Here is a 26,857-nt window from a genome sequence, read left to right as displayed (position 1 = left end):
CCGTGGGGGAAACGGCGTATCCACCTATTATGGCAGCATGGCGGCGTGTAGGACAGGGCGGGCGTTATGCGCGGCCGGCCTGATAATCGGGGCGCAGCCAGCGGATGGTGCCAGCGGCTTCCTCGGCGCCGCGCGCCGCGTTGAGGGCGACCAGCCGGGCCACGATTTCTGCGGTGGCCGGATCTGCCCGCCAGCCATAGGCCGCCGCCACCGCCGCATCGACGTTGAGAAACTCTTGGAGGCCCACAGTTGATGCTTATCGCCTGAGGGCTAGAAAGCAAACTACCCGCGCAACAGGCGGATGATGCTGGAAAAATCGTCGCTGCCGCCGCTGTTGTTGACGAGCAATTGGTAGAGGCTCTGCGCGCTGGCGCCCATTGGCGTGGATGCGCCGGCGGTGCTGGCGGCTTCGGCTGCGAGTTTCAGATCCTTCAGCATCAGCGCGGCGGCGAAACCGCCGGCATAGTCGCGGTTGGCGGGCGATGTGGGCACTGGGCCGGGGACGGGGCAATAGCTGGTCATGGACCAGCTTTGGCCGCTGGCCTTGCTGCTGATGTCGAAGAAGGTCTGCGCGTCGAGGCCGAGTTTTTCGGCGAGCACGAAGGCTTCGGCGGTGGCGACCATGGTGGCGCCCAGGATCATGTTGTTGCAGATTTTCGCGGCCTGACCCATGCCGGGGCCGCCGGCGTGGATGACGGCCTTGCCCATCTGTTCCAGGATCGGCCGGGCCTGTGCGAACGCCGATTGTGGCCCGCCGACCATGAAGGTGAGGGTGCCGGCATCGGCGGCGGCGGTGCCGCCCGACACCGGTGCATCGACCATGGCGAGGCCGCGGGTGGCGGCAGCTTCGCCCAGCTCGCGGGCGGTGGCGACATCGATGGTGGAACAATCGATCAATATGGCATCGGGGCGCGCTGCGGCGAACAATGTGCCTTCGTAAGCAGCGCGGACGTGATGGCCGGCGGGCAGCATGGTGACAATGGCATCGGCATCGGTGGCGGCATCGGTGGCGCTGGTGGCGGCGGTGGCGCCGCCGGCCGTCACCCGGCCGCGCGCTTCGGGCGACAGATCGAAGGCGCGCACATCATGGCCGGCGTTCACCAGATTGAGCGCCATGCCGCCGCCCATGTTGCCGACGCCGATGAATGCGATCTGCATTAACTCCCCTCCCGCTTGCGGGAGGGGCTGGGGGTGGGTTTGGCCCCCTGCATCCTCCTGCGATCTTGTGGTGCGTCCATTCCCACCCCCGGCCCCTCCCGCAAGCGGGAGGGGAGGGGTCATTGCCCGGTGAAATTGCCCGGCCGCTTTTCCACAAAGGCCGCCATGCCTTCCTTCTGATCGGCGCTGCCGAACAGGCCATGGAACAGGCGGCGTTCGAAGCGGACGCCTTCCTTCAGGCTCATTTCGAAGGCGGCGTCGATTTCTTCCTTCACGGCGATGCTGGCGAGCGGGGCCATGGCGGCGATGGTTTGTGCCAGTTTGAGGGCCTCATCGAGCAGGGTTTCGGTGGGGACGACGCGGGCGACGAGGCCGGAGCGTTCAGCCTCGGCGGCGTCCATCATGCGGCCGGTGAGGCACATTTCCATCGCCTTGGCCTTGCCGATGGCGCGCACCAGCCGCTGGCTGCCGCCCATGCCGGGGGTGACGCCGAGCTTGATTTCGGGCTGACCGAACTTGGCGTTTTCGCCCGCGATGATGATGTCTGCCATCATCGCCAGTTCACAGCCGCCGCCGAGCGCGAAGCCGGAGACCGCCGCGATCCACGGCTTGCGGGTGGCGGTGACGTGATCGTAACCGGCGAAGAAATTGCTGCCGTACATTTGTGCGAAGCTCTGGGTGCTCATTTCCTTGATGTCGGCACCCGCCGCGAAGGCCTTTTCGCTGCCGGTGATCACCAGGCAGCGCTGGGTTGCGTCGGCATCATAAGCGGCAAATGCTGCGATCAGATCGGCAAGCACCTGGCTGTTGAGCGCGTTCAGCGCCTGCGGGCGGTTGAGGCGCAGCAGGGTGACGGCGCCATGCTGTTCGATCAGGATGGTTTCATAGGTCATTGGCTTTACCCCATTGTCGGAATGACGAACGCACTGCCAGCGTCGCCCACGCCGCCATCTGGCCAGCGCCCGGTGACGGTCTTGCGCTTGGTCCAGAATTGCACGCCTTCCATGCCGTGCTGGCCGATGTCGCCGAAGGCGCTGCGCTTCCAGCCGCCGAAGCTGTGATAGGCGACCGGCACCGGGATCGGCACGTTGACGCCGACCATGCCGACATTCACGCGGGCAGCGAATTCGCGGGCGGCGTGGCCGTTGCGGGTGAAGATGGCGACGCCGTTGCCATATTGATGCTGGCTGGGCAGCGCGAGCGCGGCTTCGAAATCGGCGGCGCGGACGATCTGCAGGACGGGGCCGAAGATTTCCTCGCGATAGCTTTGCATCGTGGGGGTGACATGATCGAACAGGGTCGGTCCGACGAAGAAGCCGTTTTCGTGGCCCTGCAGGGTGAAGCCGCGGCCATCCACCACCAGTTCAGCGCCTTCGTCCACACCCATCTGGATGTAGGATTCGATCTTCGCCTTGTGGGCGGCGGTGACGACCGGGCCGTAATCGGCTTCGGGATCGGTACTGGTGCCGATGCGCAGTTTTGCGATGGCGGGCAGCAGCTTGGCGCGCAGGGCATCGGCGGTGGCTTCGCCCACCGGCACGACCACCGGCAGTGCCATGCAGCGTTCGCCGGCCGAGCCGAACGCGGCACCGGCGAGATCGCGCACCACCTGATCGAGATCGGCATCGGGCATCACCACGGCGTGATTCTTGGCGCCGCCCATCGCCTGCACCCGCTTGCCGCGCGCGCAGCCGTTGGCATGGATATATTCGGCGACATCGGATGAGCCGACGAAGCTGATCGCCGCGATGTCCGGGTGTTCGATGATGGCGTCCACCATTTCCTTGTCGCCGTTCACCACGCTGAAAATGCCATCGGGCAGGCCGGCGCGGCGGAACAGGTCGCCGAGCATCACCGGCAGGGTGGGATCGCGTTCCGACGGTTTCAGGATGAAGGCATTGCCTGTCACGATGGCGACGCCGGCCATCCACATCGGGATCATCGCCGGGAAATTGAACGGGGTGATGCCAGCGCCGATGCCGATCGGCTGGCGAAAGGCCATGATGTCGATGCCGGGGCCGGCGCCGTGGCTATATTCGCCCTTCATCACGTGGGGGATGCCGCAGCAGAACTCGATCACTTCCAGCCCGCGCTGGATATCGCCCTTCGAATCGGCCAGCACCTTGCCATGCTCGCTGCTCAGCACGCGGGCGAGGTCATCGATCTCGGCCTCTACCAACGCCTTGAACTTGAACATCACCCGGGCGCGGCGCTGCGGATTGGTGGCGGCCCAGGCTGGCTGCGCGGCGCGCGCGGCGGCGACGGCCTGTTCCAGCAGATCGGCGCCAGCGAGGCGGACTTCGGCCTGCACCTGGCCGCTGTTGGGATCATAGACGGGGCTGGTGCGGCTGCCGTGGCTGATGGTCTGGCCGGCGATATGGTGATCGATGATGCGCATGGGCCGCTGTTTACGCCTCGCCGTCGCCGCCCGCCACCCACAGTTGCATCAGTGCAGGCAACCATCCGTCACCGCCTGGCGGCAATGTTCGGCACCCGTCTCCACCTGCAGCGTCGCGTGGCCGATATCGAATCGGTGGTGCAGCGCGTGGGCGATATTGGCCAGCGCCTCGTCGCCCGGATGGCCGCCCGGCATCACCAGATGCGCGGTCAGCACGGCGCCCGTGGTGCCCTGCGGCCAGATATGCAGATCATGCACCGCTGCCACTCCGTCCAGCCCACCCAGCCAGTCGCGAACATCGGTGGGCTCGATACCCGCCGGCACCGCATCAAGCGCCAGCGCGGTCGATTCCTTCAGCAGGCCCCAGGTGCCGCGCAGGATGACCGCCGCCACCGCCAGGCCAAGCAGCGGATCGACGAACGTCCAGCCGGTCTGGCGGATGATGAGCCCGCCCACCACCACCGCCGCCGACACGCCGGCATCGGCCAGCATGTGCAGATAGGCGCCGCGGATGTTCACATCGCCTTTGCGACCGCGCACGAACAACAGCGCGGTGCCGGTGTTCACGACAATCCCGATGCCCGCCACGATCATCACGACATCACCCGACACCGGCAGCGGATTCATCAGGCGGTGGATCGATTCGAAGGCGATGCCGCCGCACGCCGCGACCAGGATCAGCGCGTTGGCCAGCGCCGCCAGGATCGGCGAGCGCGACAGGCCCCAGGTGAAGCGCGCGCTCGGCGCGCGCTGCGCCAGCGCAATCGCCCCCCAGGCAATCAGCAACCCGGCCACATCCGACAGATTATGGCCAGCATCGGCCAGCAACGCCATCGAATCATACCAGAGGCCGGCCGCCGCTTCGATGGCGACATAGGCGATATTGAGCGTCACACCGATGGCAAAGGCCCGGCCGAAATCCGCCGGCGCATGCGCATGGCCGTGGCCATGATGATCATGGCCGCCCAGCGGATGGCTGTGAGCGTGGGCGTGGCTGTGCATGGCCCCGTTCTAGGGGCGGCTCAGGGGTGTGTCGAGGGCAGCGGCGGCGGTGCCAGTTCCGGGTGGATCCAGGCCCTCTGCAACAGCGACTGCAACTGTTCGGACTGTTCCATCGCTTCGGCCTGCGCATCGCGCCAGCGCTGGCTGGCGGCATGCGTGCTGGCGGTGCCATGATATTTGCCCGCCTCCTGCCGACACAACTCGGCGCGCTCGTGCAGGGCCCGCAGCGCTTGTTCGATGAAGCGTTCCATCGTCAGGAATTGCGCGGCCAGCATGACCTCGGCGGTATAGACATGGCCGATGTGGCAACTGAACTGGGTGAGCGAGCCGAGCGCATCCACACCGCCAGCCGAAGCGCCGATGACGATGATGGCGGGGCGGTTCGGCACATGGGGGGAACGCGGGGATTGGCGTGTGGTTCCGGATTGGTGTTTCGGCAATTGTGCGTGTTTGCGCGGCCGGCGGCGGAGCCGCCGAGTCCGCTGGGGTGTTGAGAGAAGAAAGTAGAAAGAGGCGCGGCGGAGCCGCGTCGTCAGACGAATCAAAAAAGGCGGCCTTTGGGGGCCGCCCTTTTTTGCTCGCTGGCCGGTCTCGGCCGAGTCTGAAACCAACGCTGCGCGTTGCTTTCGAGCCGGCCTGCGACTGGAGCGGGCGAAGGGATTCGAACCCTCGACTTCAACCTTGGCAACCTTCTTAGGGTTGCTGTCGGGCAATGTATCCGGTTGTATAAGTACCTGAGTTTCCTGCATAAAATTGTTCACAGCGGTGTATCAAGTTGTAGCCCGCTGTTGGCCCAAACCTACGCAATTCCTACGCAGGAGACCTCAAGATGCCCGCACTTAACATCACAGAAGACGCCCTCCGTCGCATCGGTTTGCCGGACGCTGGCCGGGTGGTTTACTCCGACACAAAGCTGAAGGGCTTCTCTGTTGTTGTCGGCAAACAGTCCCGGTCTTTCTATGCCCAGCGGGACGTGCATGGCCGCACCCATAAGGTCTTTCTTGGCCGTCATGGTGAGATCAGTGTCATCGAGGCCCGCAAGGCGGCGGAAGATGTGATCCATGGGATGCGGCGCGGCGAGGCGCGCTACCTCGAGCGCGAGAACCCGACCTTGCGATCAGCCCTCAAAGGCTATCTTGGCGCGACAACCGCTTGCTCCGCGCACAAGACCTATGTGCAGCGGGCGTGCGAGGTGCGCTTGAAGGACTGGCTCGACCATGCATTGCGTGACGTGACGCGCGGCATGATCCGCACGAAGCACGCAGCATTGGGCCGGGAAGGCAAGACAATGGCCAATGACACGCTGCGGGCCTTCCGCACGGTCTACAACTATGCCTTGGCCGAATACGAGCGAGCCTCGTTGCCGGTCTGCCCGACCATCGCCTTGCGCGGAAAGTGGTTCACGGAAGCCAATGAACGCAACAGTGCCATCCGCGATCTGGCGGCATGGAAGAAGGCGGTTGATGCTCTGGAGAACCCTACCCACCGCCACATCTACATGCTCTGTCTGCTGACCGGTTTGCGGAAAACGGAGGCTTGCCGGCTTGAATGGAACCGGGTGCTTGATGACCGCATCTTCATCCGCGAGAACAAGTCCAACCGGCCCTTCTATCTGCCCCTGCTCGACGAACACCGCGCCGTGATCGATGTGATGAAGGGCCTCCACAAGCAGTGGGTGTTCCCTGACCGGACGAACAAAGGCCCGACGATCGATCCCCGCCACGAAGAAGTGCCGGGCACCATGCACAGCCTGCGCCACACCTTCGCCAGCGTTGGCGCTGAGATCGGCGTGCCGGATGACATTATCGCTCGGTTGCTGAACCACAGCAGCACGAAGATCACTAGCCGCTATATCGCGGTTGATGTGAGCGCTTTGCGCGAACCGATGCAGTTGATCGTCAATGAGATCATGAAGCGTTTACACGCCTCTACTGACTCCGACCTTGAGGAGGTCAAGTTGGCTGCCTGAATTGGCTGTAGATTCCCCATTGCATCCTGTTTCTGTTTGAAATACCAAAATGGGGTCAGTGCCATTCCGGTGCTGGCCCCACATATCGGGCAGAGCAGCCAAGGCGCTGTCCGTGACGGCACTAAAAGCCCTTGGGGACTGAGGCGCCTAGCCCTCCGCCCGCTCGCCATGCGCGAGTCGGCACCAGCAAAGGATCAAACCGAACGCCGGTTGGGAGTCGAACTCGATTCCGAGGATGCTTTGTTATGTCTGAGTTACTGACCACGAAAGAGACGGCGGATTATCTCCGCCTTGCCCCGACAACACTCGAACACTGGCGACTGGACGGCAGAGGCCCTGCCTTCGTCCGGTGGGGCCGGAGCGTCCGCTATCGCCGCGCCGACATTGAGCACTGGTTGGCTGAAACGACTGAGGGCGTGACGGGTCGCTGACACCCTTCACGCCCTCACGATTGCAACGAGCAGAACACCATCTGCGGTCGTTTCATAAGTCGCTTATGCCGGCTGCGACAACCGCTTGACTGCCCGTTGCCTCGATCTGTGAGGTGGCGAATGACTGAACACTACCGCAACCGTTATCGGGAAGCCGGCTGGGACATATTTCCGCTGAAAGGCAAGCATCCACGCGTCAAATGGTCGGCGTCCTACAGGGGGGAATGGTCTGAGGCCGACAATATTGGTGTCGCCCTCGGTAAGAGGTCTAACAACCTTGTTGATCTGGATTTGGATTGGCCGGAAGCGCCCGATGTCGCCCGAGGGCTGATCGGCACGGAAACGACGAGCATGTTTGGCCGACAGGGCAAAAGGTCGTCTCATTTCCTGTTCTTCAGCGAGATCAGAAAAACAAAGAAGTTCACGCTGCCCAAGTCGTTCCTTAGCCGTGGGGTTCCAGAGGAGCACGCGCTTACGGTGTGCGAACTGCGATCGAATGGTGCCTACACCATGTTCCCGCCCTCTATGCATCCGAGCGGTGAACGGGTCGATTTCGAAAATGAGTGCGAGGTGGCTCGCGTCGAGCCAGACCGGCTTTGCCGGCTGGCCGGCGTCATCGCCTTTACAAGCGTCTGTGTCCGATTCTGGCCTGGTGAAGGCGCACGGCATGAGGCGGCGCTTGCCTTTGCCGGGGTGATGAAGTGGGCCGACGTTCCAATCAATGTCACCCTTGCGATCGTCAAAGCCATGTCCGAAGGCGATCGTGAAATTGCCGACCGCATCAGAGCAGTCGAAGACACCTATGCACGCGACACCACCACATCAAAGTGGCGGAAGCTGTTCGAAGCCTTCGCCTTCCCTGACGATGCGAGGCCGGTGTTTGCGGATTGGTTGGCTCTCACCGACCATGCGGCTGTTGAGGAATACAACGAACGCTACGCCGTGATCCGTGACGGCTCACGCGTCCGCATCGGCACCACGAAGCGCGACCCGCACTACAATCGAGAAACGTGGGACTTGATGTCCGAGTCTGACTTCATGCTGCTTGAACGCAAGAGGAAGGAGGCGGCTATCTGGCTCCAGTCAGATGCGCGGCGTGAATACCCCAACGGCTTCGTCTTTGACCCCTCAGGGCGTCAACACGAGGGCTATTTGAACCTGTGGAAAGGGTGGGCCGTTGCGGCTGAGCCAGGTGACTGGTCTCTGATAAAGGCACACATCAACGAAGTTCTTGCCGACGGCAACGCGGAGCACGGTGACTACATCGTGCGCTGGATCGCATGGATGCTGCAAAACCCGGACAAGCCCGCCGAAGTGGCCCTCGTGTTTCGCGGGGAGAAGGGTGTCGGCAAAGGCGTGCTGGGGAGAGCCCTTGGGAAAATCGCAGGGCAGCATGGCATCCACCTGTCGTCCTCCTCGCTCATGACCGGACGCTTCAACGCTCACATGCGCGACTGTGTATTTCTGTTCGCGGACGAGGCTCTCTGGGCAGGCGACAAGGAGGGTGAGGGTCAGTTGAAGCGCATGACCACGGAAGACACGTTGGTGATCGAAGGAAAGGGCCGTGATGCGGTTGTGACCCCCAATCGCCTGCACATCATGATGGCGTCGAATGAAGACTGGGTTATCCCCGCATCCTCCGATGAACGCCGCTTCGCGATGTTTGACGTGTCGTCAGCGCGACGGGGCGATCATGACTACTTCGATGCTCTGACGAGGCAGATCAGCGGCAGCGGCCTTGCGGCGATGCTCAAGGAGCTTCTGAGCCTTGATCTTGGCCACTGGCATCCGCGTTCCAACGTGCCAAAGACCGAGGCGTTGCGGGGTCAGATCCAGCTTTCGGAAGACCCAACGCGATCGCTGTTCCGTCGCCTGCTGATGTTCGGTGAATTGCCCGGCATCCGTCCTGACCGGAATGTGCCAAACGAATTGCTGTTCGACGAACTTCGCAAGCTGATCGACAAGGAACCTTTTGGCCGAACACTGACAAGCGCGAAGGCGGGCCGCTTTCTTATGTCGATACCGGGTGTCCGTAGGAACAAGAATGGCTGGGCTTTCGACGGGTTGGACATGGAGACCGCTAAGCCGAAGTTCAAAAGAACCATGAGCTATCTGCTGCCTCCGCTGTCATCGGTACGACAGTGGTTCGATCCCTATGAGGCTTGGGACGAACAGGCCGATTGGGATTTCCCACCGCCTGATGATGGTGTTCCGATGTGACGGTTGGTCAGGGCTGTGACGGTTGATGGCTGCATCTCGAAACCGTCGCAGTGCTTTTTCTTATATAACGCAATCGGTTAGGCGATTTCTGTGACGGTTGTGACGATGTGACGGTTTGCTTTGTTCGCCGCTAGCAAGCCGAATTGCGTTGCCCACGCCCGATGCGATTTGCTGTGATCACATATATAGCGTCACAACCATCACAACCGTCACAACTCATTGGTAATTCAAACAAAAAGCGGTGCGAGGGTTGTGTGACGGTTGGATTAGGCAGGGAAACCGTCACAGCAGCCCCATTGATCGAACCACACTCCCCTCCCGCTGCCCGCGCCAGCCGGCAGCGACGGCGCGCTACCTGCTTACCGGTGTCTCAACTTTGAGACAGTGAACGTCTCATAGCTGCATCAAGTGTCTCAAAAATAAGACGGTGGCGCATGAATGGCGCCGGTTGAGCAGCGCCGGTGGCAGGCATTACGTCAATCTACAGCGATCAACATCGATCACCCCAATGCGGGAGCCAAGCCCCATGTCCAACGTGATCCGCCTTTTAGGGGCAGAGAAAGGCGAGACGCCGAAACCCCTGCGCAGCGTCCTCCATGCCCATGATCGCCCAGCGCTGGGCGGCGCTGCCCGTCGCTCGTGGCGATATGCGCGCCTCTATGCGGAATGCCTCGGCTGGCTAGTGATCTTGGGCGCGATCGTGGCGGCTGCCCGATGATGGCGCTCGTCACTCCGATGCGCGGCAAGGCGTTCCACGTCTGGTGGGACGGTGCCGCCTTCACCGATGGCCGTTCCAAACTGGCCCGAAGGGCGGTGGCCATACTCAACGGCGAGTTAGACCTACCGCAAGGCATCAAGCACGAGGGCGGCACCGATGGCCACGCATGGGAACGGGGCCGGCTTCGATCGCGCGATGACTTCCTGCTGACTGTCGGCTCCCTCGTCGATCGACTGGAAGGGGTTGCGCTGGTCGAGCTTTTGCCGGACGCATAAGGCCGATTTTCGGGGCAAGCAGCCGTTGCTGCCTACGCATTGCCTGCGCAGCGCGGCTCGACACACGCGAAACTGCTTGGATTTGAAGCTGGTAGCGAGCGCCGGCTTCAACCTTAGATAGGTTGTCTCCGCAGTTTTGCCTGTCTCGCCGCTTTCAAGCTGCCCCAAGCTGACTGAAATTGCGGCATGGGACAGTTCACTCACCCCTTAGCGCCGATGGTCATGAAAATGTTCGGCAAGCACACCACGCTAGACGTGACGATCGTAGCGGCAGAGCTAGGCTCCCCGACGCGACCACAGAAGGGGCCACGCGCCTATCGGATCGTGGCGGCAGACGTGCTGTGCTGCCTCCATGAACAAGGACACATTGTCCGGCATGGCAACATCGATCGCCACAAGATCGAAGACGGTGGCCATTGGTACACGTTGCCCACGTGTAGCTGACACAGAGACCGGGCAGAGACGGGCAATGCGAACTCGGCCCCTACGTCGTCACTGATCGCCGGAAGCGCAACGCAGATGCCTTTGGCTGTCAGTCTGTTATGCTCGCGCTAGCTATGTTGCTGCGTGAGATTTGCGATGCGCCTTCTCTACTGTGACGAGACCAACATGGAGGAGAGGGCGGGCGACTTCCTGCTCTACGGCGGGCTGATGATCGATGCAGCCCAAGCTGGGGCGCTCAGCCGAGCGATTGATGCCATCCGCGCCCAGCACCGCGTTCCCGAAGATTATCGCCTGAAGTTCAACCCTGGCCCTGAAACATTCTCGCACCAGCAATTCATCGACCTGAAGCGGGAAGTCCTCCAGACTGCTCACGCCCACGGGGCACAGCTACTTATCTACCTGATTTTGCATGACGTCGCCAATGACCCAGACGAGGCGCGGCGCAGTGGCATCAACACCGTTTGCTTGCATTTTCACCGCATTCTCACTGGGTCGCTAGATGACTACGGCATGGTGCTGATCGATCGCTTCAACGATGCCGGCAATCGGATCGAGGCGCATCTTCGGGACAAGTTCACCGTCGGCATAACTGGCCTTCCGTTCACACCACGGCAGAGATTGAGCCGCATTGTCGGCTTCCACTATTCAGCCATCGGGCAATCCCACTTTCCAAGCATCGTGGACATCGCCCTTGGTTCACTGCGATTTGCGATCAACGCGCACACGCGCGGCCAAGATCACAATCTTGCGACAGCCGGCGAACTGATTGGGTTGGTCAGTCCAATGATGTGGCGCTTTCGCGACAACAATGCGGTTCCCGAGATGGCTTTCACCTTTAGACCACAAGGGGTCAGGCACGCCCCATACCGAGAGCGGTATCAGTCCTTGAAAGATTTTCTCACTGCCAATGGCCTCGTCACGACACAGGAAATCGTGGCCCAACGCCAATACTGATACCTGAAACTCCCGACCAACGACCGCCGAGCAGCGATTATGTTGCGTCTGCTGGCCCCTTGCTCCAGCCGGGGCGGCTTCGTGCCGCCCCGTTATCACTCTAGGATTGCTATGTTTTGGCGCGAAGCCTTCACCTGCTTGATCGCCCATAACCTGCCTGTGTTGCGGGTCGAACGGCGCGGCAAATCGATTGCCGTGCATTGGCGCACTGTTCCCGCGCAATCCCAGCTTTCGACCGCCTCCCGGCTGCTAGGCCCTGTCCGTCACCATGTCCCTGCGGTGTGAGTCGCTGGCGCAAGCCGTCATCATCCAAGCCCTGTCAGACGCCAATATCGGCGTCCGAATCCGCAACACGCCAGCCCTTTGCGAACAGGCGGAAGCGGTCTCCTTCCTGACAGATACCGGCAGCGCATGGAGCCGTGCGCGGCATTTCTGGTGCGACCTGGCTGGCTTGGACGAGTCCCAAGTGCGCCATCACGCGATGCGGGCACTCGAAGGCAAACCGCCCATATCGATGCCTTCCCCGCCAAAGCGCCGGCCTCGACCCGGCAGCAAACTCGCCCGCGCCCTTGAGATGTTGGAGCGGCCAGACGGCGTGTCGCTTGCGGAAATGGCACAGGAGTTCGGCTGGACGCTGAGCAGTGCAAACACTGCGCTGACTAGCGATCTCCCAATCCGCTTCGGCATCCGTTCCGTGCGCTGCCCCGACGATCGATACCGGCTTCGCACTACCTGAATCCACGGCAGCGTTACCTGCATACCCCGGTCGCACAGGTGCAAGACCTGCCCGATGATGGGCCTACCACGAGCAGGTAGGGCCTGCGTCGATACTAATCGGCACCCGTCCTCCTGCCATGCGCAAGGAGGAACTATGCCGACCGAACAACAACTATCCGCCATGATCGAAGCCGCCGTCCGCGAGGCCGTCGATCGCACCACCCGCGAGTTGACCGCCAAGTTCGAAGACACAACGGCGGGCCTCAAAAAGAACCGCGATGAGCTGCTGACCGAGAAGAAACGCAAGCCATGGCAGGATGTTTTGGATGAGGCCGACGCATGGATGGCCCGATCAGACGAAAATCTTGCCAAGCACCGCGCCTTCATGGCTGGCGGCACGAAAGAGCCTGCCCCGAGTGGCCACGTCATCAGCCGCGAAGATGCCCGCGACCCGCAACGCTACCGCGCAGCGAAGGAAGCCGCCGCAAGAGCCGGCAAGCCCCTCGTTATCGCGGGCGACGGTGCAGCGCAGCAGTTCACCACGTCGCCGGTCAAGTTCCTGCATGACGAGATCAGCGGCACGCTTTTCGCCAACCGTGCCCTCGTCGATCGTGTCGGCCCTGTCCGACTCAAGGCATATGCGGCGGAACGCAGCGCCCGGCTCGTCGTCTTCAAAACGATCGACGATCTCCCGCCCGAGATGCGCCGCCGTCATGCAGAAATCGTCGCCAAAGGCGATGCCGATGCGCTGTTGGAGCGCGAGTCATGATCGAAGCGGCCTGCCTTACCGTCGCCTTTGAAGCGCGCGGCTATCGCGTCACTGTTCGGCCCAGCGGCCTTGTGCTGACCGGCGCAGGCGATGCCATGGACATTCTGACTGACCCGGCGATCAAGCTGGAAGCCCTGCCGCTGGCGATCCTGCTTTACGAGGCCATGACAGGGCGCGAGCCATCGGGCCTACATGACAGCTTCCGATGTGCTGCCGACAAGATGGCGCTGACACGGCAGGAGCGCCAATCTCTGTTCGATCAGGTCAGCCAGGAGGAGATCGATCGCCTGCTGTCAACAGCTATCCGCGCGCTGCAACTGCGCTGCGCCCGGCAGCGCGTCAGCGTCCCACCGCTTGCGCCGTCCGTGCTGGACTTGGCTTATTATGCCTAAGCCGCCAGCACAGGGCCGCCGTTGCACCGCCTGCACCCATCCGCGCGTGGCAAGCATCGATCGCGATCTCGTGGCCGGCATGTCCATGCGAGCGGTAGCCCGCAAGTATGGCCTGTCGAGCGACGCCGTTCACCGTCATTCGAAAGCGCACATATCAGAGGAACAGCGCCGAGATATCGCCGTCGAAATCAAGCGCGATCAAGCCCTCGCGGTGGCCGATGAACTGAACGGCGAAGCCGTCGAGATAAAAGGCGGCCTTGCCCGGATCGTCCGCGAGTTAGAACTGATCTTGAACAAGGCGAAAGTGCGCGGCGATGATCCGTTGGCGCTCGTGTCGCTGCGTGAACTACGGACAACCCTGCTCGATCTCGCCAAGGTCTATGGCGGCCTCAAGTCGGAACTGACGGTGAACGTCAACCTCAACGACAGCCCGCAATGGCTCCAACTTCGCGACGTGTTGCTCGGTGTGTTTGAACAGCATCCGGCAGCGAAGCAGGAGTTCATCGAGCGGGCGCGCTTCTTGCGGCTCGATCATGCTGGATAGCACGCTTCTCGACTTCCTTGACGGCTTGCACGTTGCACTTGATCCGGCAGCCCGCTTCGAGCGCGTCATCGGCCAGCCGGACGATTGGCAACGGGACTTCTTGCGATCGACGAGCGAGTTTTCGCTGGTGCTGTGCTCGCGGCAGGTCGGCAAATCCACATCAACGGCCTGCCTCGCTTGGGGCGCCATGACGCTGGGCCGCATGGTGCTGATCGTTGCGCCGTCAGAACGCCAGAGCAAGGAACTGCTGCGCAAGATCATCGACTTCAAGAACGCAGACCCAAGCGCCCCGCGCGTCGTCCGATCGACGCTGACAGAATTGGAACTCGCGAACGGTGGCCGCGTGCTGTGCGCCCCGGCCTCGTCCGACACGATCCGGGGCTTCACCGTCGATCTGATCGTGGTGGAGGAAGCCGCCTTCGTGCCGGACGATGTAATCACGGCCATCCTGCCCATGCGAAAGGAAGGCGGGCGGGTGGTGATGATCTCCACGCCAGCAGGGCGGCAGGGCTTCTTCTTCGATCTATGGCAGGCAGGCCGCGTTCATCGCATCTTCGCCCGCTCCGTCGATATTCCGCGATTGGCCGCCAAGGTCGAGTTTGATCGCCGCTTCATGCCCCTGGTCAAGTTCCGCCAAGAGCACCTGTGCGAGTTCCTCGGCTCCGGCACTCCGTTCTTCGATCCGCTGTCCCTTGAGGCCGCGATCTCCCAAGACAGCAAGGCGCTCGTCCTATGACCTATCTCCACCGTGGCGAATCGGTGATTCTGCCCACCGGCAACGATCCTGCTGTCCGGCGCGTCACCGGCCATCACCGTTTTCATATTGGCCTCGATCTCGGCCAGTCTGACCCGACAGCGATCGCCATTATCGAAGATCGCCAGTACCCTGTTTGGGATGGCTGGCAGCAGCGCCTAGAGAAACGTCAGCGCTCGGTCGTGTATGCGGACAGGATTACAGACACCCGCTATGTCGCGATCGCCCGGCACGTCGCAGCGCTGACGCAGCGCTCACCCATTGCTGATCGTTGGACGCTGACCGTTGATGCAACGGGCGTCGGACGGGCCTTCGTGGACGTGCTGAACGAGTTCGAGATCGCCCATATGCCGGTGCAGATTGTGGGTGGCAGCAGCATCACGCGGGTGGGCCGGTTCACCAACGTCGCGAAGAACCTGCTGATCACGTCGCTCGCCGGGGCCTTCGAAACACAGCAACTCGCGATCGCAGCCGACCTGCCGCTGCGGAACGACCTGATGGCAGAACTGGAATCGTTCTCGGTGAAGTTCACGGCTGCCGGCAATCAGGTGCTCGAAGCGGGCGGCGCTGGGCACCATGCGGACATGGCGATCGCCGTCGCCCTTGCGTGGTTCCGTTCGGAGCAGTCGAGCGGGCTGACGGGCGAGGAGCAATTGACGGGCTGGTTCTGACGCAGAGAGCCGGACAGAGAACGTAGCGGCTGATTATGGTGCTATCGATGAAGGAGAGAGGCGCTTATGATCGTGGCCGTGTGATAGGGTGCGTAGCCGGTAATGATGCCCGCTTGGTTTTAATCTTTGGTTGAACCGGGTCCCCATTCTCGGCGATATGGCTCCCGCTGCCGAGTGAGACCGATTGCCAATGCGAACCGCCACCGAGCCTGCTGCCAATCTGTTCCTAGCGGCAAGCCAATCGACACCTATCCATAGTGTTAAATCGCTGTCAGAAGCAGATTGGAAAACTGCAAACTTTATTATCCACGCAAACGCAGAGCACGCTCTTGCTGCTATGCCTTCGGGCACAGTCAACATGGCCGTCACTAGCCCTCCTTACTTCGGGCAACGCGACTACAATGTAGAAGAACAGATAGGTTCTGAAGAAACGCCCGAACTATACGTGGAGCGTTTAATTACTATTTTCCGCGAGGTTCGGCGCGTCCTCAGAGAAGACGGCACCCTATGGCTCAATCTAGGTGACAAATACCGAGATGGAGCGCTGTTGGGTATGCCTTGGCGGGTCGCTCTGGCTCTCATTGCAGATGGTTGGACACTTCGTTCTGACATTATTTGGCATAAACCGAACGCAATGCCTCATTCGGTTAAGATCCGGCCCACGCACGATCATGAGTATCTGTTCATGTTTAGCAAGGGCAAAGATTATTACTATGATGCCGATGCCATACGCGAACCTCATGTGACATTTACCGAAAACAGCAAAATGAAGGGAGGACGCAAGCACTTAGGCAAGCGTGGGGGCACTCCAGAGACAGGGAAGAACAACGGCAACACCAATTTGCATGACGCTCGATGGGACCAAGCCTTTCATCCACTAGGTCGAAACAAGCGCACAGTTTGGAGTGTGGCTCTCGGCAAATTTCGAGAAGCTCACTTTGCTGTTTTCCCTGAAAAGCTAGTGGAGCCTTGTATTCTGGCTGGAAGTCCGCGCGGCGGGATCGTTCTCGATCCCTTCTTCGGATCAGGAACGACCGGTCTCGTTGCACTGAACAATAATCGTCGCTTCGTAGGAATCGAATTGAACCATGATTATTGCGAGATTGCTCAACGACGACTGATCACATGATTTCTTGGAATGCGGGCAGTCGCTGCTTTAACTCTTCAACCAATAAAGGCTCAACTTCAAGAACCTGATTAGGGTTCTTGTTGATATAGACATAATCCTTACAGGCAAGCGCTGTCAGATCTCCAGCCCAACTCTCGGCAATAATCACTGGCAAGCAGTCAAATCCTGCTTCATGTGCTACTGCAATTGATTTGTGAATGTCACGGGTGAACAAAAGAGCGTGCCCACCGCCCATTGTTTCTCGCGTTTTTACTGGAATGAGGATGCGTCCTTTTTTCCCGACAACACTGACGTCGTATGTTTCTCCACCGAGTTTTATCTCCGCGTTGCCGATTGTTAGGTTCACGCCGCCATCATCGAAAATTGCGCTTAGGCTTCGGCGCACAATAGCCTCGAACAGAGTGCCCTTGATGGCGCGACGGCTGCCTTCCAGTCGATCGATTATGACCTCGGAAACGGCGGTCCATTCCCAACGCGATGGTTCGGGGAAAATCTTCCCGACTGACGCTCGAACCTCGTTTAGCAAGACAGCTTGCTTTTCCAAGGAAGAATTTCCCGGCATGGATGAGATCATCGGGCGCAATCGCTGTTCGGGTGCGTCGCGAAATATCCAACCCAACAACAGCCACTTGGCTTTGTCCTGCGCGTAAGGGCGAGCAATTCCGTCATAGAGTTGCACACCCATCGGCAGTGGCGCCCTTAAAAAGCGCAAGATGACTGCCCCCGCCTTCGCGGAATCCTGATCCGATACAAACGCGTGCAGAGACTGGTAGCCCTGCTTAACCAGGAATTGGACGAAATATTCGAAAGCGGGCTTATTCTGTTCCGCAACGATGGCAAGTTCCCTGAGCCGCAGATTTTCGACGACGAACGCCATACCTTATACTCCCACTGCCAATGTGGATTTTCATTCTCACTTGGCTGCAAATGCGGCAAGGGGCGTTGGAAAAACAAAATGCAGAAACCTACTCGCTTTGGCGGCGTATGGACGCTCTGAAAGCTCCTGTGCCCAGCTCGCCCCCAAGGCCATTAGAGCCGCAAAAGACGAATTTTTTGCCTGCCGGCTCCGTCCCATTTAGTGAATCGCGAAGCGCAAGTGTCGCCAAGTCGTTTCACAGGCACTGCACTCATTTCTAGCGCGGGCGTTCCCGACGCACGCTGTAGTACCAGCTGCGGACTGTCTCCGGTGCAAAACGACCCTTTAGCACCGTCTCGCTGTATTGCTTCGCTGCGCTTGCGACGGACTTAACCTCGCCTGACCGGATAATCTCATCGATCGCATGAGCGGCCTCATGCGGGTCTAAGTGGGTGCCCGTCCAATCCCACTTCTCTTTCTTCACACGGTCGAAGCCGAGAACCTTCGGCAAGTCCATCGGGTTGCGCACGTCACGATTAGCGAAGTGTTCAAGGAGGCCCGCTGCTGTTTCCCCGAGGTAGCGACTCACCCAAGCCGGTAGCGGCAGGCCCTCGTGGGTGCAGAGTTTGACGGCCTCCCAAGCGGCCTCCGCATCGCCCTTCTCCTCAAGCACGTCGAGCAGAACGATGTTGGCGAACTTGTCCACGGCGGCAACAGACTCCCGATGAGCGCCACGGCTACCAAGGCTCCGCCATCACAGCAAGGAGGCGAGGATGCGAATCTACACGGTGAAAGAAGCAGCGGAAATCAGGTGCGTGCCCGAAATCGAAATCATCGATGCGATCCGCACTGGAGAGATCAAGGCTACTGACGCCGGCTCGATGGGACCGAGCTTTCCCGCACCCTTCACGACCAACCGAATTCGCCACAGGGATCATCTTCGCATCAGCGCTGACGAACTCGACCAGATTCACCCCGACCTGTGCCATCGCTGGCAGTTGCTCAGCTGCCTCGGCGTAGCCGAAAAGCAGGACGCGCTCGATCTTCTCAAGGCTGCGCTGACCGCTTGGTATGGAGCAGCCCTCGACGATCCTAACGATCGCGAAGCGTGGGGCGTGATCGACGTTCTCGAGTCATGGGCCATGTTTATGGGCGCGCAGAGTAACGGCACGATTGTAGAGCAGAAGAAGACCGCCTGACCCAGCAAGCAGAATCATTGCGTAGGCCCGCCCAGCAAAAACCTACACAGCACCTACACAAACGGATGAGGCCGCCTTGCGGCGGCCTCACAACCCATTGATTTTATGGACAACGACTGGAGCGGGCGAAGGGATTCGAACCCTCGACTTCAACCTTGGCAAGGTTGCGCTCTACCCCTGAGCTACGCCCGCTCATCTCGTCGATGAGAGGCGGGCGTCTAGCGCGGGAGGCTGGGGGGTGCAAGACTCTTTTTTGCGAACCGGCTTTAACCGGCCTGTGCGCAACCGCCGTCTTGGCAAACCACCTGCCTGCCCCCCATATGGCACTCGAAGCGAAATCACCGGAGCAGCGATCTTGGCCACTCTTCCCAACCCGGCCGCCGAAAAGGCCAGTATCGAAGCATTCCGCCGCGACGTGATCGACGCGTCGAAAACCGCGCTGGTGCTGGTGGATTTCTGGGCAGAATGGTGCGGGCCCTGCAAGACGCTGGGGCCAGCGCTGGAGCGGCTGGTTGCGACACGGGCGCCCAAGGTCAAGCTGGTCAAGATCGATGTCGACAAGAATCAGGCGCTGGCCGCGCAGTTCCGCATCCAGTCCATCCCCACCGTCTATGCCTTTCTGGATGGCCGGCCAGTCGATGGTTTTCAGGGCGCGCTACCCGAACGTGAACTGGCCCAGTTCGTCGATCGCCTGCTCGCCGGCGTGCCCGCCGATGCCGATGAAACGGCGCTGGAAGAGCAGATCGCCCAGTTGGTTGCTGCCGCGGAAGACGCCACCGCTGCCGGCGCCCATGACGAAGCCATCGCGATGTTGAGCGCGTTGGTGCAGGAACTGCCCGACCGCCATGATCTGGCTGGCCGGCTGGCGCTTGCCCTGCTGGCCGCCGGCCAGGCGGATGCCGCCGCCGCCGCGCTGGCCGCCGTGCCGGCGGACGTGAAGGACGAAATCGTGGCGCGGGCGCGGGCGGCCGTGGCCCTGGCCGCCGCTGCGCCGGAGCCGGATGAGCTCGCCGGCCTGGTGGCGCAGGTGGAGAGCGCGCCCGACAATCACGAAGCCCGTTTCGATCTGGCCAGCGCGCTGGCGGCGCGCGGCGACCGCGATGCGGCGGCTGAGCACCTGCTGGCCATCATCAAGGCCGATCGCGGCTGGAACGAGGGCGCGGCGCGCGCCAAATTGCTGACCATGTTCGAAGCGGCCGGCCTGGCCGATCCGTGGAGCGTCAAGACCCGCGCTGCGCTACGCGCCATCTGGTTCGCATGAGCGCCACCGAAGCCCTCGATCCGTTGCCGGCCGCGGTGCCGGTGTTCCCGTTGACTGGCGCCGTGCTGTTTCCGCGCGGCGTGCTGCCGCTGAACATCTTCGAGCCGCGCTATCTGGCGATGGTGAAGGATGCCATGGCCGCCACCGGCGCTGCCAACCGGGTGATCGGCATCATCCAGCCGCGCGCATCCGACAATGAACCGCCGCCGCTTTATCAGGTCGGCTGCCTGGGCCGAATCAGCGATTATCGCGAAACCGACGATGGCCGCATCCTGATTGCGCTGGTCGGCACCAGCCGATTCCGCGTCGGGGCCGAGCTGGAGCGCGACACGCTGTATCGCCAGGTAATGACCGATTATCACAGCTTTGCCGATGATCGCGACGAGCCGGACGCGCTTGATGCCGCGACGCGCTCCGCCGTCGAGGATGCGCTGCGCCCCTATCTGGATGCGCGCGGGCTGGCGGCGGATTGGGAGGCGGTGCAGTCCGCCGACGATGAAGCGCTGGTGACGACGCTGGCCAGCGTGTTGCCATTCGAGCCGGCGGAAAAGCAGGCGCTGCTGGAAACCGTGACCTTGCCGGAACGGGCACAGACGCTGGCGGCGTTGATGAGCTTTGCCACCGGGCCAGGACCAGGCTTTGGCGCTGGCCCGGCGCGGCTGCAATAATCATGTCAGGCGCTGCACTCGATCCCCGCCTGCTCGGCATATTGGTGTGCCCGCTGACGCGCCAGCCGCTGCGTTACGACGCGGCGGCGCAGGAATTGGTCAACGACACCGCCGGGCTGGCCTATCCGATCCGCGAAGGCGTGCCGATCCTGCTGGTGGACGAAGCCCGCGAGTTTCTGCCGAACACGGGCTAAGCGAACAGCAACCCCTTGAACGCGCCATTGCTGCGCCAGCCATCCATGTAGCGGAAAAAGGCGTTCGGCCCGGCCGGATAGCCGACCGCATATTTGGCGCGCGGGTCCATCGGCTGGCCTTCGTTGTTGTAATAGCCGGGCGTGCAATCCGGATTGTTGATCATCATGCCGGGGCCGGACAGCAGCAGATTGACCCAATCCTCCTGCGCCTTGGGATCGGGTTCCGTCGTTTTCAGGCCGTGATCGGTCATGTGGCGCACGATGGCGGCGATGGTGGTGCCGGTTTCCATCCAGTTGTGCGGTACATTTACGATGAAATTGGCGGCCTGGGCGAACTGCACCAGGAACAGATTGGGGAAGCCGGCGCTGTTCAGGCCGTGTAGGGTGCACATGCCATCGGCCCAGGCCTCCGACAGTTTCTGGCCGCCGCGGCCCACCGGATCGAAGCCGGCGCGCTCTTCGGTGGGGGTGCCGACTTCAAAGCCAGTGCTGTGGATGATGCAATCGACCGCGTAATGCTGCCCGTTCACCCACAGGCCGGTCTCGTCGATGCGTTCGACGCCCTGGCCGTCGGTATCGACCAAGGTGACGCCGGGCCGGTTGAACGCCTGCAGATAGGCATCGTGGAAGCACGGCCGCTTGCAGAGCTGACGGTACCAGGCCTGCAATTTTTCCGCCGTGGCGCGATCCTCGACCACGTCCACCGCGCGATTGCGGATTTCGCTCATTTTCTCGTGATCGGCCATTTCCCAGGCGGCGGCCATCTTGTCCGGCGTCCAGTCGGAAGGCGGCAGCGCCATGATGCGCGAACGGATGCGTTTGGACAGATCGGTCCAGCCATCCTGCACCCAATCTTCGGCGGCGCCGCCCATGCCGACATTGCCGGCGAAGTTTTCCAGCCAGCGCGTTTGCCAGCCCGGCGTGGCGATGGATTTGAACCAATCGGGATCGATGGGTTCGTTGGCGCGCACATCCACCGATGACGGCGTGCGCTGCACCACGAACAGCGCCTGCGCATCGCGGGCCAGATGCGGCACGCACTGCACGGCGGTGGCGCCGGTGCCGATGATGGCGACGCGCTTGTTCGCCAGCCGGTCCATCGGCGCACCGTCGGCCGAGCCGCCAGTATAGCCATAATCCCAGCGGCTGGTGTGGAACTGGTGGCCCTTGAAGGTGTCGATGCCGGCGATGCCGGGCAGCTTGGGCACGTTCAGCGGCCCGGTGCCGATGCCGACGAAATCGGCAGTGAAGCGATCGCCGCGGTCGGTTTCGATCACCCAGACAAAGGCGTCCTCATCCCAGGTGCAACGGCTGACTTCGGTGTGGAACAGCGCTTTTTCATACAGGTTGAAGGTGCGGGCGATGGCCTTGGCCTGGCCCTGGATTTCCGGGGCGTGGGCGTATTTCTCGGTCGGGATATGCCCGGTTTCCTCGAGCAGCGGCATGTAGATGATCGATGCCGTGTCGCACTGCGCGCCCGGATAGCGGTTCCAGTACCAGGTGCCGCCGACATCGCCGCCGGCCTCAATGATGCGGAAATCGGTGATCCCGGCCTGCGCCAGCCGCGCACCGGTGCACAGGCCGGCAAAGCCGCCGCCGACCATGGCAAAGCGCACATGATCGGTAACGGGTTCACGCTCCACCCGCGGGGTGTAGGGATCGCCCAGCATCTGCGGGAAATGCGTCGCCAGCCGCACATATTGGGCGTTGCCTTCGGGGCGCAGGCGCTTGTCCCGTTCGGCGCGATATTTTTCGAGGAGAGCATCACGATCGATCATGGCGGCGACAGTGGGGCGGCCCGCGTCGGCCGGCAACGCTGGATATTGTCAGGCGGTCACAGATGCCGGGCCGGGTCCATGCGCTGATGCAGGATGCGGATCACCCGCACGACATCGCCTTCAACCCGGTACAGCGCCACATGGCTGCCCACAGTCAGCTTGCGGAGGCCATCGGTTCGGTCGGGAACCATTGGTGCCGATTCGGGATAGGCTTCCAGACGCTTCAGCGCAGCCGTCAGCCGCAGTACATAGGCTTCCGCGGCGTCAAACCCAAAGCGTTCCGAACCGGCATCGATCAGCGCGTCGAGGTCTTGCCTTGCCGCCCGACCAAGATCAAGAACGGCCATGCCGGCGGCGCGCTTCGGCCAGTATCTCCTCCAGCGTCACACCACTGCTGCCGCTGGCCAGTCCTTCTTCAATTGCGGCGTCGAATGCCCGCTGCCTCTCCGCCTGCCGCGCAACAAGCCCCGCAACAAGTGCCGCCCGGCTCGATGCATGGCCGGCAGATACTAGCGTGTCGATGTCCGCCACGGTCTCGGCGGGGAGTTCGATGGTTTTCAGCACGGTCGCCATGGGCGTAATCATGCCACAAGCGCTGGCATCAAACCAGTTCGCCCTTCAGCAGCGCCGGCAGCTTGCCGGTTTCGCCGCGGGCCTGGTTCATGAAGAAATTCTTCAGCGGCGGCAGGCGTTCGACCGCCGAAAGCCCGATGCGGCGCACCCGGCTGGGGACGCGGCCAGGCAGAGCGAACAGGCGGTTGAGGCCATCGGTGACGGCACAGACCAGGCTGTTGTCGAACCGGCGCCACGCCGAAACCTGCGCCAGCACATCCGGGCTGCCGAGATCGAGGCCATTGCGCGCGGCATTGGTGAGCACTTCGGCGGCGGCCGCGACATCGCGGAACCCCATGTTGAGGCCCTGGCCGGCAATGGGATGGATACCATGGGCGCTGTCGCCGAGCAGCAGCAGGCGGTTGTCGGTGTAACGGGCGGCGTGGTGATAGCCCAGCGGCCACACCGTCTGCGGCGCGATCACCTCGATCTCGCCCAGCGTACCATCGCAGCGCGCGGCGATTTCGGCGGCGAGCTGTTTGGGACCGAGTTTCTTGGCGGCGGCCATGTGCTTGCCGTCCACCGTCCATACGATCGCGGTGCGCGGGCGTGCCCCGTTACCGGCGTCTTCGCTGTCCAGCATCGGCAGCAGCGCCAGCGGGCCTTGCGGGTAGAACAGCTCACACGCGACATTGCCGTGCGGCACGCTGTGGCTGACCATGGTGATCAGCGCGGCGTGCGGATAATGAAATTGCGCGATCGGGATGCCAGCGGCTTCGCGGGTGGGGGACCGGCGACCGTCGCAGGCCACGGCCAGTGCGGCGCGGAAGCTGCGGCCATCGGCCAGAGTCAAGGTCGCGGCGTGATCGTCGCGCACCAGGCTGGCGACCGTCACCGGGGCCAGCAACGTCACTTCCGGGCAATTGCGAACGGCGGCAAGCAGGCCGGTGCGCAGGTGGCGGTTCTCCACCATCGTGCCGAGGGGATCATTGCCTTCACCCGCATCGAAATGCAGGAACTGCGGGTGGGCGGCATCGGTGACGCGGATTTCGCCGATCGGGCAACCATGCGTGTCGATGATATCGCCCAGCCCCAGCGCACGCAGCATCCGGCCCGATGCGCTGGCGACGGCGCTCGCCCGGCCATCGAAGGCCGCGGTGGTGGTCGTATCGAGATCCTGGGTATCGACAACGATGCTGGTCACATCGTGGCGGGCCAGCGCCAGCGCCAGTGTCGATCCAACCAATCCGCCACCAATGATGATGACATCTGCGTGCCAAGTCTGCATGACGCAGCATTAGACCAGCCGCACGATTCCCCCAAGCGGGACATGATGTCATAAGCAAACCACCGCTGCCCATGCTTGACCGGCGGGGCGGCTTGATTCATGATCTGTTCTGTTCTTTGGGTGATTCCCTCAAACCAAGGCGCAATTGCGATGGCCACACGGGCAAACATTGCCACTGCCGGCCGCTCTGGCGGGGCTGCGCCCGGCTGGCTGTTGCGCGCGCGGGTTGGCGCCGTCTTGCTGATCAGGCAGCTTGTCCGGATCATGGCTGGTCTGGCGCTCGGCGGTCTGGCGGTGGCGCTGGCTGCGGCGCTGCTCAGCTATTCGCCGCGTGATCCGTCGTTCAACACCGCCACCGCGCTGCTGCCCGGCAACACGCTCGGGGTGCCCGGCGCGCATGTCGCTGATGTGTTGCTGCACCTCGCTGGTTGGCCGGCGTTGCTGCTGGTGCCGGCGCTGGTGCTGGCCGGGTGGCGCATCGCCTTCAATTTTGCCGTGCCGGTGCTGCGCATGGCTGGCGCCACCCTGGCCGGCGTGGCGGCGATGGCGGCGGCGGCCGGCGGCTTTGATCTGCCTGATTTCGGCGCGCCGGCCGGTGCGGGCGGCTTGATGGGCCTGGCGTTGGTGGCGCTGGCCAACACGCTGCAAGCCATTCCCGAACTGGCTGATGTGCCCGCCGGCGCCGTGCTGGCGATACTGCTGGCGCCGGCCGGGCTGGTGTTGCTCGCCATCGGCACCGCGATCGGCCGTGACAGCGTGTCGGACGCGATCGCAACCATCAAGGGCCTGTGGCAACCGGCCGAACCAGAGACGCAGGCCCTGCCGATCCCCGCCGCACCACGCCGGCCGCGCCCGGCGCAGGACGTGCCGATGCCACTGGCGCCGGAAGCCGGCCCGGTGGTGGTGGAACGTGCCCCCTCCCCTGCCGCCGGCCGCCGGGTGCGCCGCGACACCCAGGCTTCGCTCGATCTGGGCGATGCCGCCGTGCTGCCCGGCCTTGATCTGCTCAGCGCGCCGCCATCCGCACCGCGCGCCCGCATCGACGCCGCATCGCTGGAACAGAATGCCCGGCTGCTGGAAGGCGTGCTGGAGGATTTCGGGGTGCGCGGCCGCATCGGCGAAGTGCGCCCCGGCCCGGTGGTGACCATGTATGAACTGGAACCGGCGCCGGGCATCAAGGCCAGCCGGGTGATCGGCCTGGCCGACGACATCGCGCGGTCGATGTCTGCCCTGTCGGCGCGGGTCGCCGTGGTGCCGGGCCGCAACGTGATCGGCATCGAATTGCCGAACCAGACGCGTGAGATCGTCTCGCTTTCGGAACTGCTCGGCACTGCGGCGTTCGACGGTCGCGGCATGGGGCTGCCGCTGGTGCTGGGCAAGGATATCGCCGGCGATCCGGTGGTCGCCGATCTGGCGCCGATGCCGCATTTGCTGATCGCCGGCACCACCGGTTCGGGCAAATCGGTGGGCCTGAACGCCATGATCCTGTCTCTGCTGTTCCGGATGACGCCGGCGCAGTGCCGGTTGATCATGATCGATCCCAAGATGCTCGAGCTGAAGATGTATGACGGCATTCCGCATCTGCTGGCACCGGTGGTGACCGAGCCATCAAAGGCGGTGCGGGCGCTGAAATGGGCGGTCGAGCAGATGGAGGATCGCTATCGCAAGATGAGCGAGCTGAACGTGCGCAGCCTGGCCAGTTTCAACCAGAAAGTGAAGGAAGCGCGCGCCGCCGGCAAGCCGTTCATCCGCCGCGTACAGACCGGGTGGGACCCGGAAACCGAAATGCCGATCATCGAGGAAGAAGTGCTGGAGTTCGAGGCAATGCCGCTGGTGGTGGTGGTCGTCGACGAACTGGCCGATCTGATGATCACGGCGGGCAAGGAAGTGGAAGTATTGATCCAGCGGCTGGCGCAAAAGGCGCGTGCCGCCGGCATCCACCTGATCGTCGCCACGCAGCGGCCATCGGTGGATGTGATCACCGGCGTCATCAAGGCCAATCTGCCGACCCGCATCAGTTTCCAGGTCACCAGCAAGATCGATTCGCGCACGATTCTGGGCGAGCCCGGCGCCGAGCAACTGCTGGGCAAGGGCGACATGCTGTGGATGCAGGGCGGCCGGCTGGTGCGTGTGCACGGGCCGTTCGTGTCGGATGACGAGGTGGAAGCGGTTGCCGATTACTGGCGCGCGCAAGGGGAGCCGGACTATGTGGAGTCCGTCACCGAAGAGCCTGCCGACATGGATGGGCAGCTTGATCTGTCAGGCGCCGGGCTGAGTGGCGGTGGCGGCCGCAGCGACGATGAAGCCGACATCTATGCCAAGGCCGTCGACGTGATCGCCAAGGCGCAGAAGGCCAGCACCAGCTTCCTGCAACGCCATCTGCGCATCGGCTACAACAACGCCGCCCGCCTGATCGAGCGCATGGAGCAGGATGGCTTCGTCAGCCGACCGGACCATGTCGGTCGGCGCGAGGTGCTGGTGGACGAATATGGCAATCGGCGGTGAGGGGCGCAGGG

General features: G+C 62.6%; 30 protein-coding genes and 1 tRNA gene. 18 read left to right on the top strand and 13 right to left on the bottom strand.

From position 1 onward, the window contains the following. Positions 1–64: 64 nt before the first annotated feature. The 6 genes from ACTIEZ_RS02260 to ACTIEZ_RS02235 form a co-directional block, all read right to left on the bottom strand. Positions 65–247 carry a hypothetical protein gene (locus tag ACTIEZ_RS02260; RefSeq protein ID WP_439545017.1) on the bottom strand — a complete coding sequence of 61 codons (183 nt, stop codon included), beginning with the start codon at positions 245–247 and terminating at the stop codon, positions 65–67. A 35-nt stretch (positions 248–282) separates the two neighbouring features. Continuing rightward, positions 283–1,158 carry a 3-hydroxyisobutyrate dehydrogenase gene (mmsB, locus tag ACTIEZ_RS02255; protein WP_439545016.1) on the bottom strand — a complete coding sequence of 292 codons (876 nt, stop codon included), beginning with the start codon at positions 1,156–1,158 and terminating at the stop codon, positions 283–285. Positions 1,159–1,277: 119 nt separating this feature from the next. Beyond that, positions 1,278–2,051, bottom strand: a complete 774-nt coding sequence (locus ACTIEZ_RS02250) for an enoyl-CoA hydratase (RefSeq protein WP_439545015.1) — start codon at positions 2,049–2,051, stop codon at positions 1,278–1,280. A 5-nt stretch (positions 2,052–2,056) separates the two neighbouring features. After that, complete coding sequence (locus tag ACTIEZ_RS02245; RefSeq protein WP_439545014.1) at positions 2,057–3,556, bottom strand: CoA-acylating methylmalonate-semialdehyde dehydrogenase; 1,500 nt, start codon at positions 3,554–3,556, stop codon at positions 2,057–2,059. 48 nt (positions 3,557–3,604) lie between these two features. Then, complete coding sequence (locus ACTIEZ_RS02240; RefSeq protein WP_439545013.1) at positions 3,605–4,558, bottom strand: cation diffusion facilitator family transporter; 954 nt, start codon at positions 4,556–4,558, stop codon at positions 3,605–3,607. A gap of 20 nt (positions 4,559–4,578) precedes the next feature. Further along, the gene (locus ACTIEZ_RS02235; protein WP_439545012.1) at positions 4,579–4,947 is read right to left on the bottom strand and encodes a hypothetical protein; all 369 of its coding nucleotides are present in this window, start codon (positions 4,945–4,947) and stop codon (positions 4,579–4,581) included. A 440-nt stretch (positions 4,948–5,387) separates the two neighbouring features. Here ACTIEZ_RS02235 and ACTIEZ_RS02230 point away from each other — a divergent pair, with 440 nt between their 5' ends. From ACTIEZ_RS02230 to ACTIEZ_RS02170, 13 genes are all read left to right on the top strand, one after another. Further along, positions 5,388–6,527, top strand: coding sequence for a tyrosine-type recombinase/integrase (locus tag ACTIEZ_RS02230; RefSeq protein ID WP_439545011.1), 1,140 nt, complete (start codon positions 5,388–5,390; stop codon positions 6,525–6,527). Between the two features lie 245 nt (positions 6,528–6,772). Beyond that, on the top strand, positions 6,773–6,958 hold the full coding sequence (locus ACTIEZ_RS02225) for a helix-turn-helix transcriptional regulator (protein ID WP_439545010.1): 186 nt from the start codon (positions 6,773–6,775) through the stop codon (positions 6,956–6,958). A 120-nt stretch (positions 6,959–7,078) separates the two neighbouring features. Next, entirely contained in the window at positions 7,079–9,178 is a 2,100-nt protein-coding gene (locus ACTIEZ_RS02220; RefSeq protein ID WP_439545009.1) for a DUF5906 domain-containing protein, read from the top strand. A gap of 526 nt (positions 9,179–9,704) precedes the next feature. Then, entirely contained in the window at positions 9,705–9,896 is a 192-nt protein-coding gene (locus ACTIEZ_RS02215) for a hypothetical protein (protein ID WP_439545008.1), read from the top strand. Beyond that, on the top strand, positions 9,893–10,171 hold the full coding sequence (locus tag ACTIEZ_RS02210; protein ID WP_439545007.1) for a hypothetical protein: 279 nt from the start codon (positions 9,893–9,895) through the stop codon (positions 10,169–10,171). Before ACTIEZ_RS02215 ends, ACTIEZ_RS02210 begins: the two co-directional genes overlap by 4 nt. A gap of 579 nt (positions 10,172–10,750) precedes the next feature. Further along, positions 10,751–11,569 carry a hypothetical protein gene (locus ACTIEZ_RS02205; RefSeq protein WP_439545006.1) on the top strand — a complete coding sequence of 273 codons (819 nt, stop codon included), beginning with the start codon at positions 10,751–10,753 and terminating at the stop codon, positions 11,567–11,569. Positions 11,570–11,837: 268 nt separating this feature from the next. Continuing rightward, positions 11,838–12,305, top strand: coding sequence for a DUF3489 domain-containing protein (locus tag ACTIEZ_RS02200; protein ID WP_439545005.1), 468 nt, complete (start codon positions 11,838–11,840; stop codon positions 12,303–12,305). Positions 12,306–12,440: 135 nt separating this feature from the next. After that, on the top strand, positions 12,441–13,055 hold the full coding sequence (locus ACTIEZ_RS02195) for a hypothetical protein (RefSeq protein WP_439545004.1): 615 nt from the start codon (positions 12,441–12,443) through the stop codon (positions 13,053–13,055). Further along, on the top strand, positions 13,052–13,447 hold the full coding sequence (locus ACTIEZ_RS02190) for a hypothetical protein (protein ID WP_439545003.1): 396 nt from the start codon (positions 13,052–13,054) through the stop codon (positions 13,445–13,447). Before ACTIEZ_RS02195 ends, ACTIEZ_RS02190 begins: the two co-directional genes overlap by 4 nt. Before the next feature lie 46 nt (positions 13,448–13,493). Further along, positions 13,494–13,991, top strand: a complete 498-nt coding sequence (locus tag ACTIEZ_RS02185) for a hypothetical protein (RefSeq protein WP_439545002.1) — start codon at positions 13,494–13,496, stop codon at positions 13,989–13,991. Next, the gene (locus tag ACTIEZ_RS02180) at positions 13,981–14,727 is read left to right on the top strand and encodes a terminase large subunit domain-containing protein (RefSeq protein ID WP_439545001.1); all 747 of its coding nucleotides are present in this window, start codon (positions 13,981–13,983) and stop codon (positions 14,725–14,727) included. The genes ACTIEZ_RS02185 and ACTIEZ_RS02180 overlap by 11 nt, the downstream gene beginning before the upstream one ends. Then, positions 14,724–15,416 (top strand): hypothetical protein, encoded by a 693-nt coding sequence (locus ACTIEZ_RS02175; protein WP_439545000.1) that lies wholly within the window; start codon positions 14,724–14,726, stop codon positions 15,414–15,416. The genes ACTIEZ_RS02180 and ACTIEZ_RS02175 overlap by 4 nt, the downstream gene beginning before the upstream one ends. A 190-nt stretch (positions 15,417–15,606) precedes the next feature. After that, positions 15,607–16,545: a DNA-methyltransferase gene (locus ACTIEZ_RS02170; protein ID WP_439544999.1), complete on the top strand. Its 939-nt coding sequence runs from the start codon at positions 15,607–15,609 to the stop codon at positions 16,543–16,545. Here the strand turns inward: ACTIEZ_RS02170 and ACTIEZ_RS02165 are convergent. Both ACTIEZ_RS02165 and ACTIEZ_RS02160 read right to left on the bottom strand, forming a co-directional pair. Further along, a complete protein-coding gene (locus ACTIEZ_RS02165; RefSeq protein ID WP_439544998.1) occupies positions 16,538–17,422 on the bottom strand; it encodes a hypothetical protein in 885 nt (294 codons plus the stop codon). The two genes, ACTIEZ_RS02170 and ACTIEZ_RS02165, sit on opposite strands and share 8 nt — an antisense overlap. 256 nt (positions 17,423–17,678) lie before the next feature. Further along, positions 17,679–18,107, bottom strand: a complete 429-nt coding sequence (locus tag ACTIEZ_RS02160; protein ID WP_439544997.1) for a hypothetical protein — start codon at positions 18,105–18,107, stop codon at positions 17,679–17,681. 67 nt (positions 18,108–18,174) lie between these two features. Between ACTIEZ_RS02160 and ACTIEZ_RS02155 the strand changes: the two genes are divergently transcribed. Next, the gene (locus tag ACTIEZ_RS02155) at positions 18,175–18,600 is read left to right on the top strand and encodes a hypothetical protein (RefSeq protein WP_439544996.1); all 426 of its coding nucleotides are present in this window, start codon (positions 18,175–18,177) and stop codon (positions 18,598–18,600) included. 117 nt (positions 18,601–18,717) lie between these two features. Here ACTIEZ_RS02155 and ACTIEZ_RS02150 read toward each other — a convergent pair. Beyond that, positions 18,718–18,792: transfer RNA gene (locus ACTIEZ_RS02150), tRNA-Gly, on the bottom strand. Positions 18,793–18,955: 163 nt separating this feature from the next. Here ACTIEZ_RS02150 and trxA point away from each other — a divergent pair. Genes trxA through ACTIEZ_RS02135 form a run of 3 tightly spaced genes read left to right on the top strand, consistent with a single transcriptional unit; the run spans position 18,956 to position 20,723 of the window. Next, complete coding sequence (gene trxA / locus ACTIEZ_RS02145; protein WP_439544995.1) at positions 18,956–19,861, top strand: thioredoxin; 906 nt, start codon at positions 18,956–18,958, stop codon at positions 19,859–19,861. Continuing rightward, complete coding sequence (locus ACTIEZ_RS02140) at positions 19,858–20,529, top strand: LON peptidase substrate-binding domain-containing protein (RefSeq protein WP_439544994.1); 672 nt, start codon at positions 19,858–19,860, stop codon at positions 20,527–20,529. Before trxA ends, ACTIEZ_RS02140 begins: the two co-directional genes overlap by 4 nt. Before the next feature lie 2 nt (positions 20,530–20,531). Beyond that, positions 20,532–20,723, top strand: coding sequence for a Trm112 family protein (locus ACTIEZ_RS02135; RefSeq protein WP_439544993.1), 192 nt, complete (start codon positions 20,532–20,534; stop codon positions 20,721–20,723). On the opposite strand, the gene ACTIEZ_RS02130 is transcribed toward ACTIEZ_RS02135, so the two are convergent. From ACTIEZ_RS02130 to ACTIEZ_RS02115, 4 genes are read right to left on the bottom strand one after another with little or no spacing between them, the layout of a single operon-like run. Continuing rightward, the gene (locus tag ACTIEZ_RS02130; protein WP_439544992.1) at positions 20,720–22,501 is read right to left on the bottom strand and encodes a flavin-containing monooxygenase; all 1,782 of its coding nucleotides are present in this window, start codon (positions 22,499–22,501) and stop codon (positions 20,720–20,722) included. The genes ACTIEZ_RS02135 and ACTIEZ_RS02130 overlap by 4 nt on opposite strands. A gap of 56 nt (positions 22,502–22,557) precedes the next feature. After that, positions 22,558–22,848, bottom strand: coding sequence for a type II toxin-antitoxin system RelE/ParE family toxin (locus ACTIEZ_RS02125; protein ID WP_439544991.1), 291 nt, complete (start codon positions 22,846–22,848; stop codon positions 22,558–22,560). Continuing rightward, on the bottom strand, positions 22,835–23,074 hold the full coding sequence (locus ACTIEZ_RS02120) for a ribbon-helix-helix domain-containing protein (RefSeq protein ID WP_439544990.1): 240 nt from the start codon (positions 23,072–23,074) through the stop codon (positions 22,835–22,837). Before ACTIEZ_RS02120 ends, ACTIEZ_RS02125 begins: the two co-directional genes overlap by 14 nt. 28 nt (positions 23,075–23,102) lie before the next feature. Beyond that, the gene (locus tag ACTIEZ_RS02115; protein WP_439544989.1) at positions 23,103–24,341 is read right to left on the bottom strand and encodes an FAD-dependent monooxygenase; all 1,239 of its coding nucleotides are present in this window, start codon (positions 24,339–24,341) and stop codon (positions 23,103–23,105) included. A gap of 150 nt (positions 24,342–24,491) precedes the next feature. Between ACTIEZ_RS02115 and ACTIEZ_RS02110 the strand changes: the two genes are divergently transcribed. Then, positions 24,492–26,846 carry a DNA translocase FtsK 4TM domain-containing protein gene (locus ACTIEZ_RS02110; protein ID WP_439544988.1) on the top strand — a complete coding sequence of 785 codons (2,355 nt, stop codon included), beginning with the start codon at positions 24,492–24,494 and terminating at the stop codon, positions 26,844–26,846. Positions 26,847–26,857 lie beyond the last annotated feature (11 nt).

The sequence above is a fragment of the Sandarakinorhabdus sp. genome, assembly GCF_051860625.1.
Classification (GTDB): Bacteria; Pseudomonadota; Alphaproteobacteria; order Sphingomonadales; family Sphingomonadaceae; genus Sandarakinorhabdus.
The sequence above is the reverse complement of the archived record's forward strand: the minus strand, read 5'-3'. Positions and strand labels throughout refer to the sequence as shown.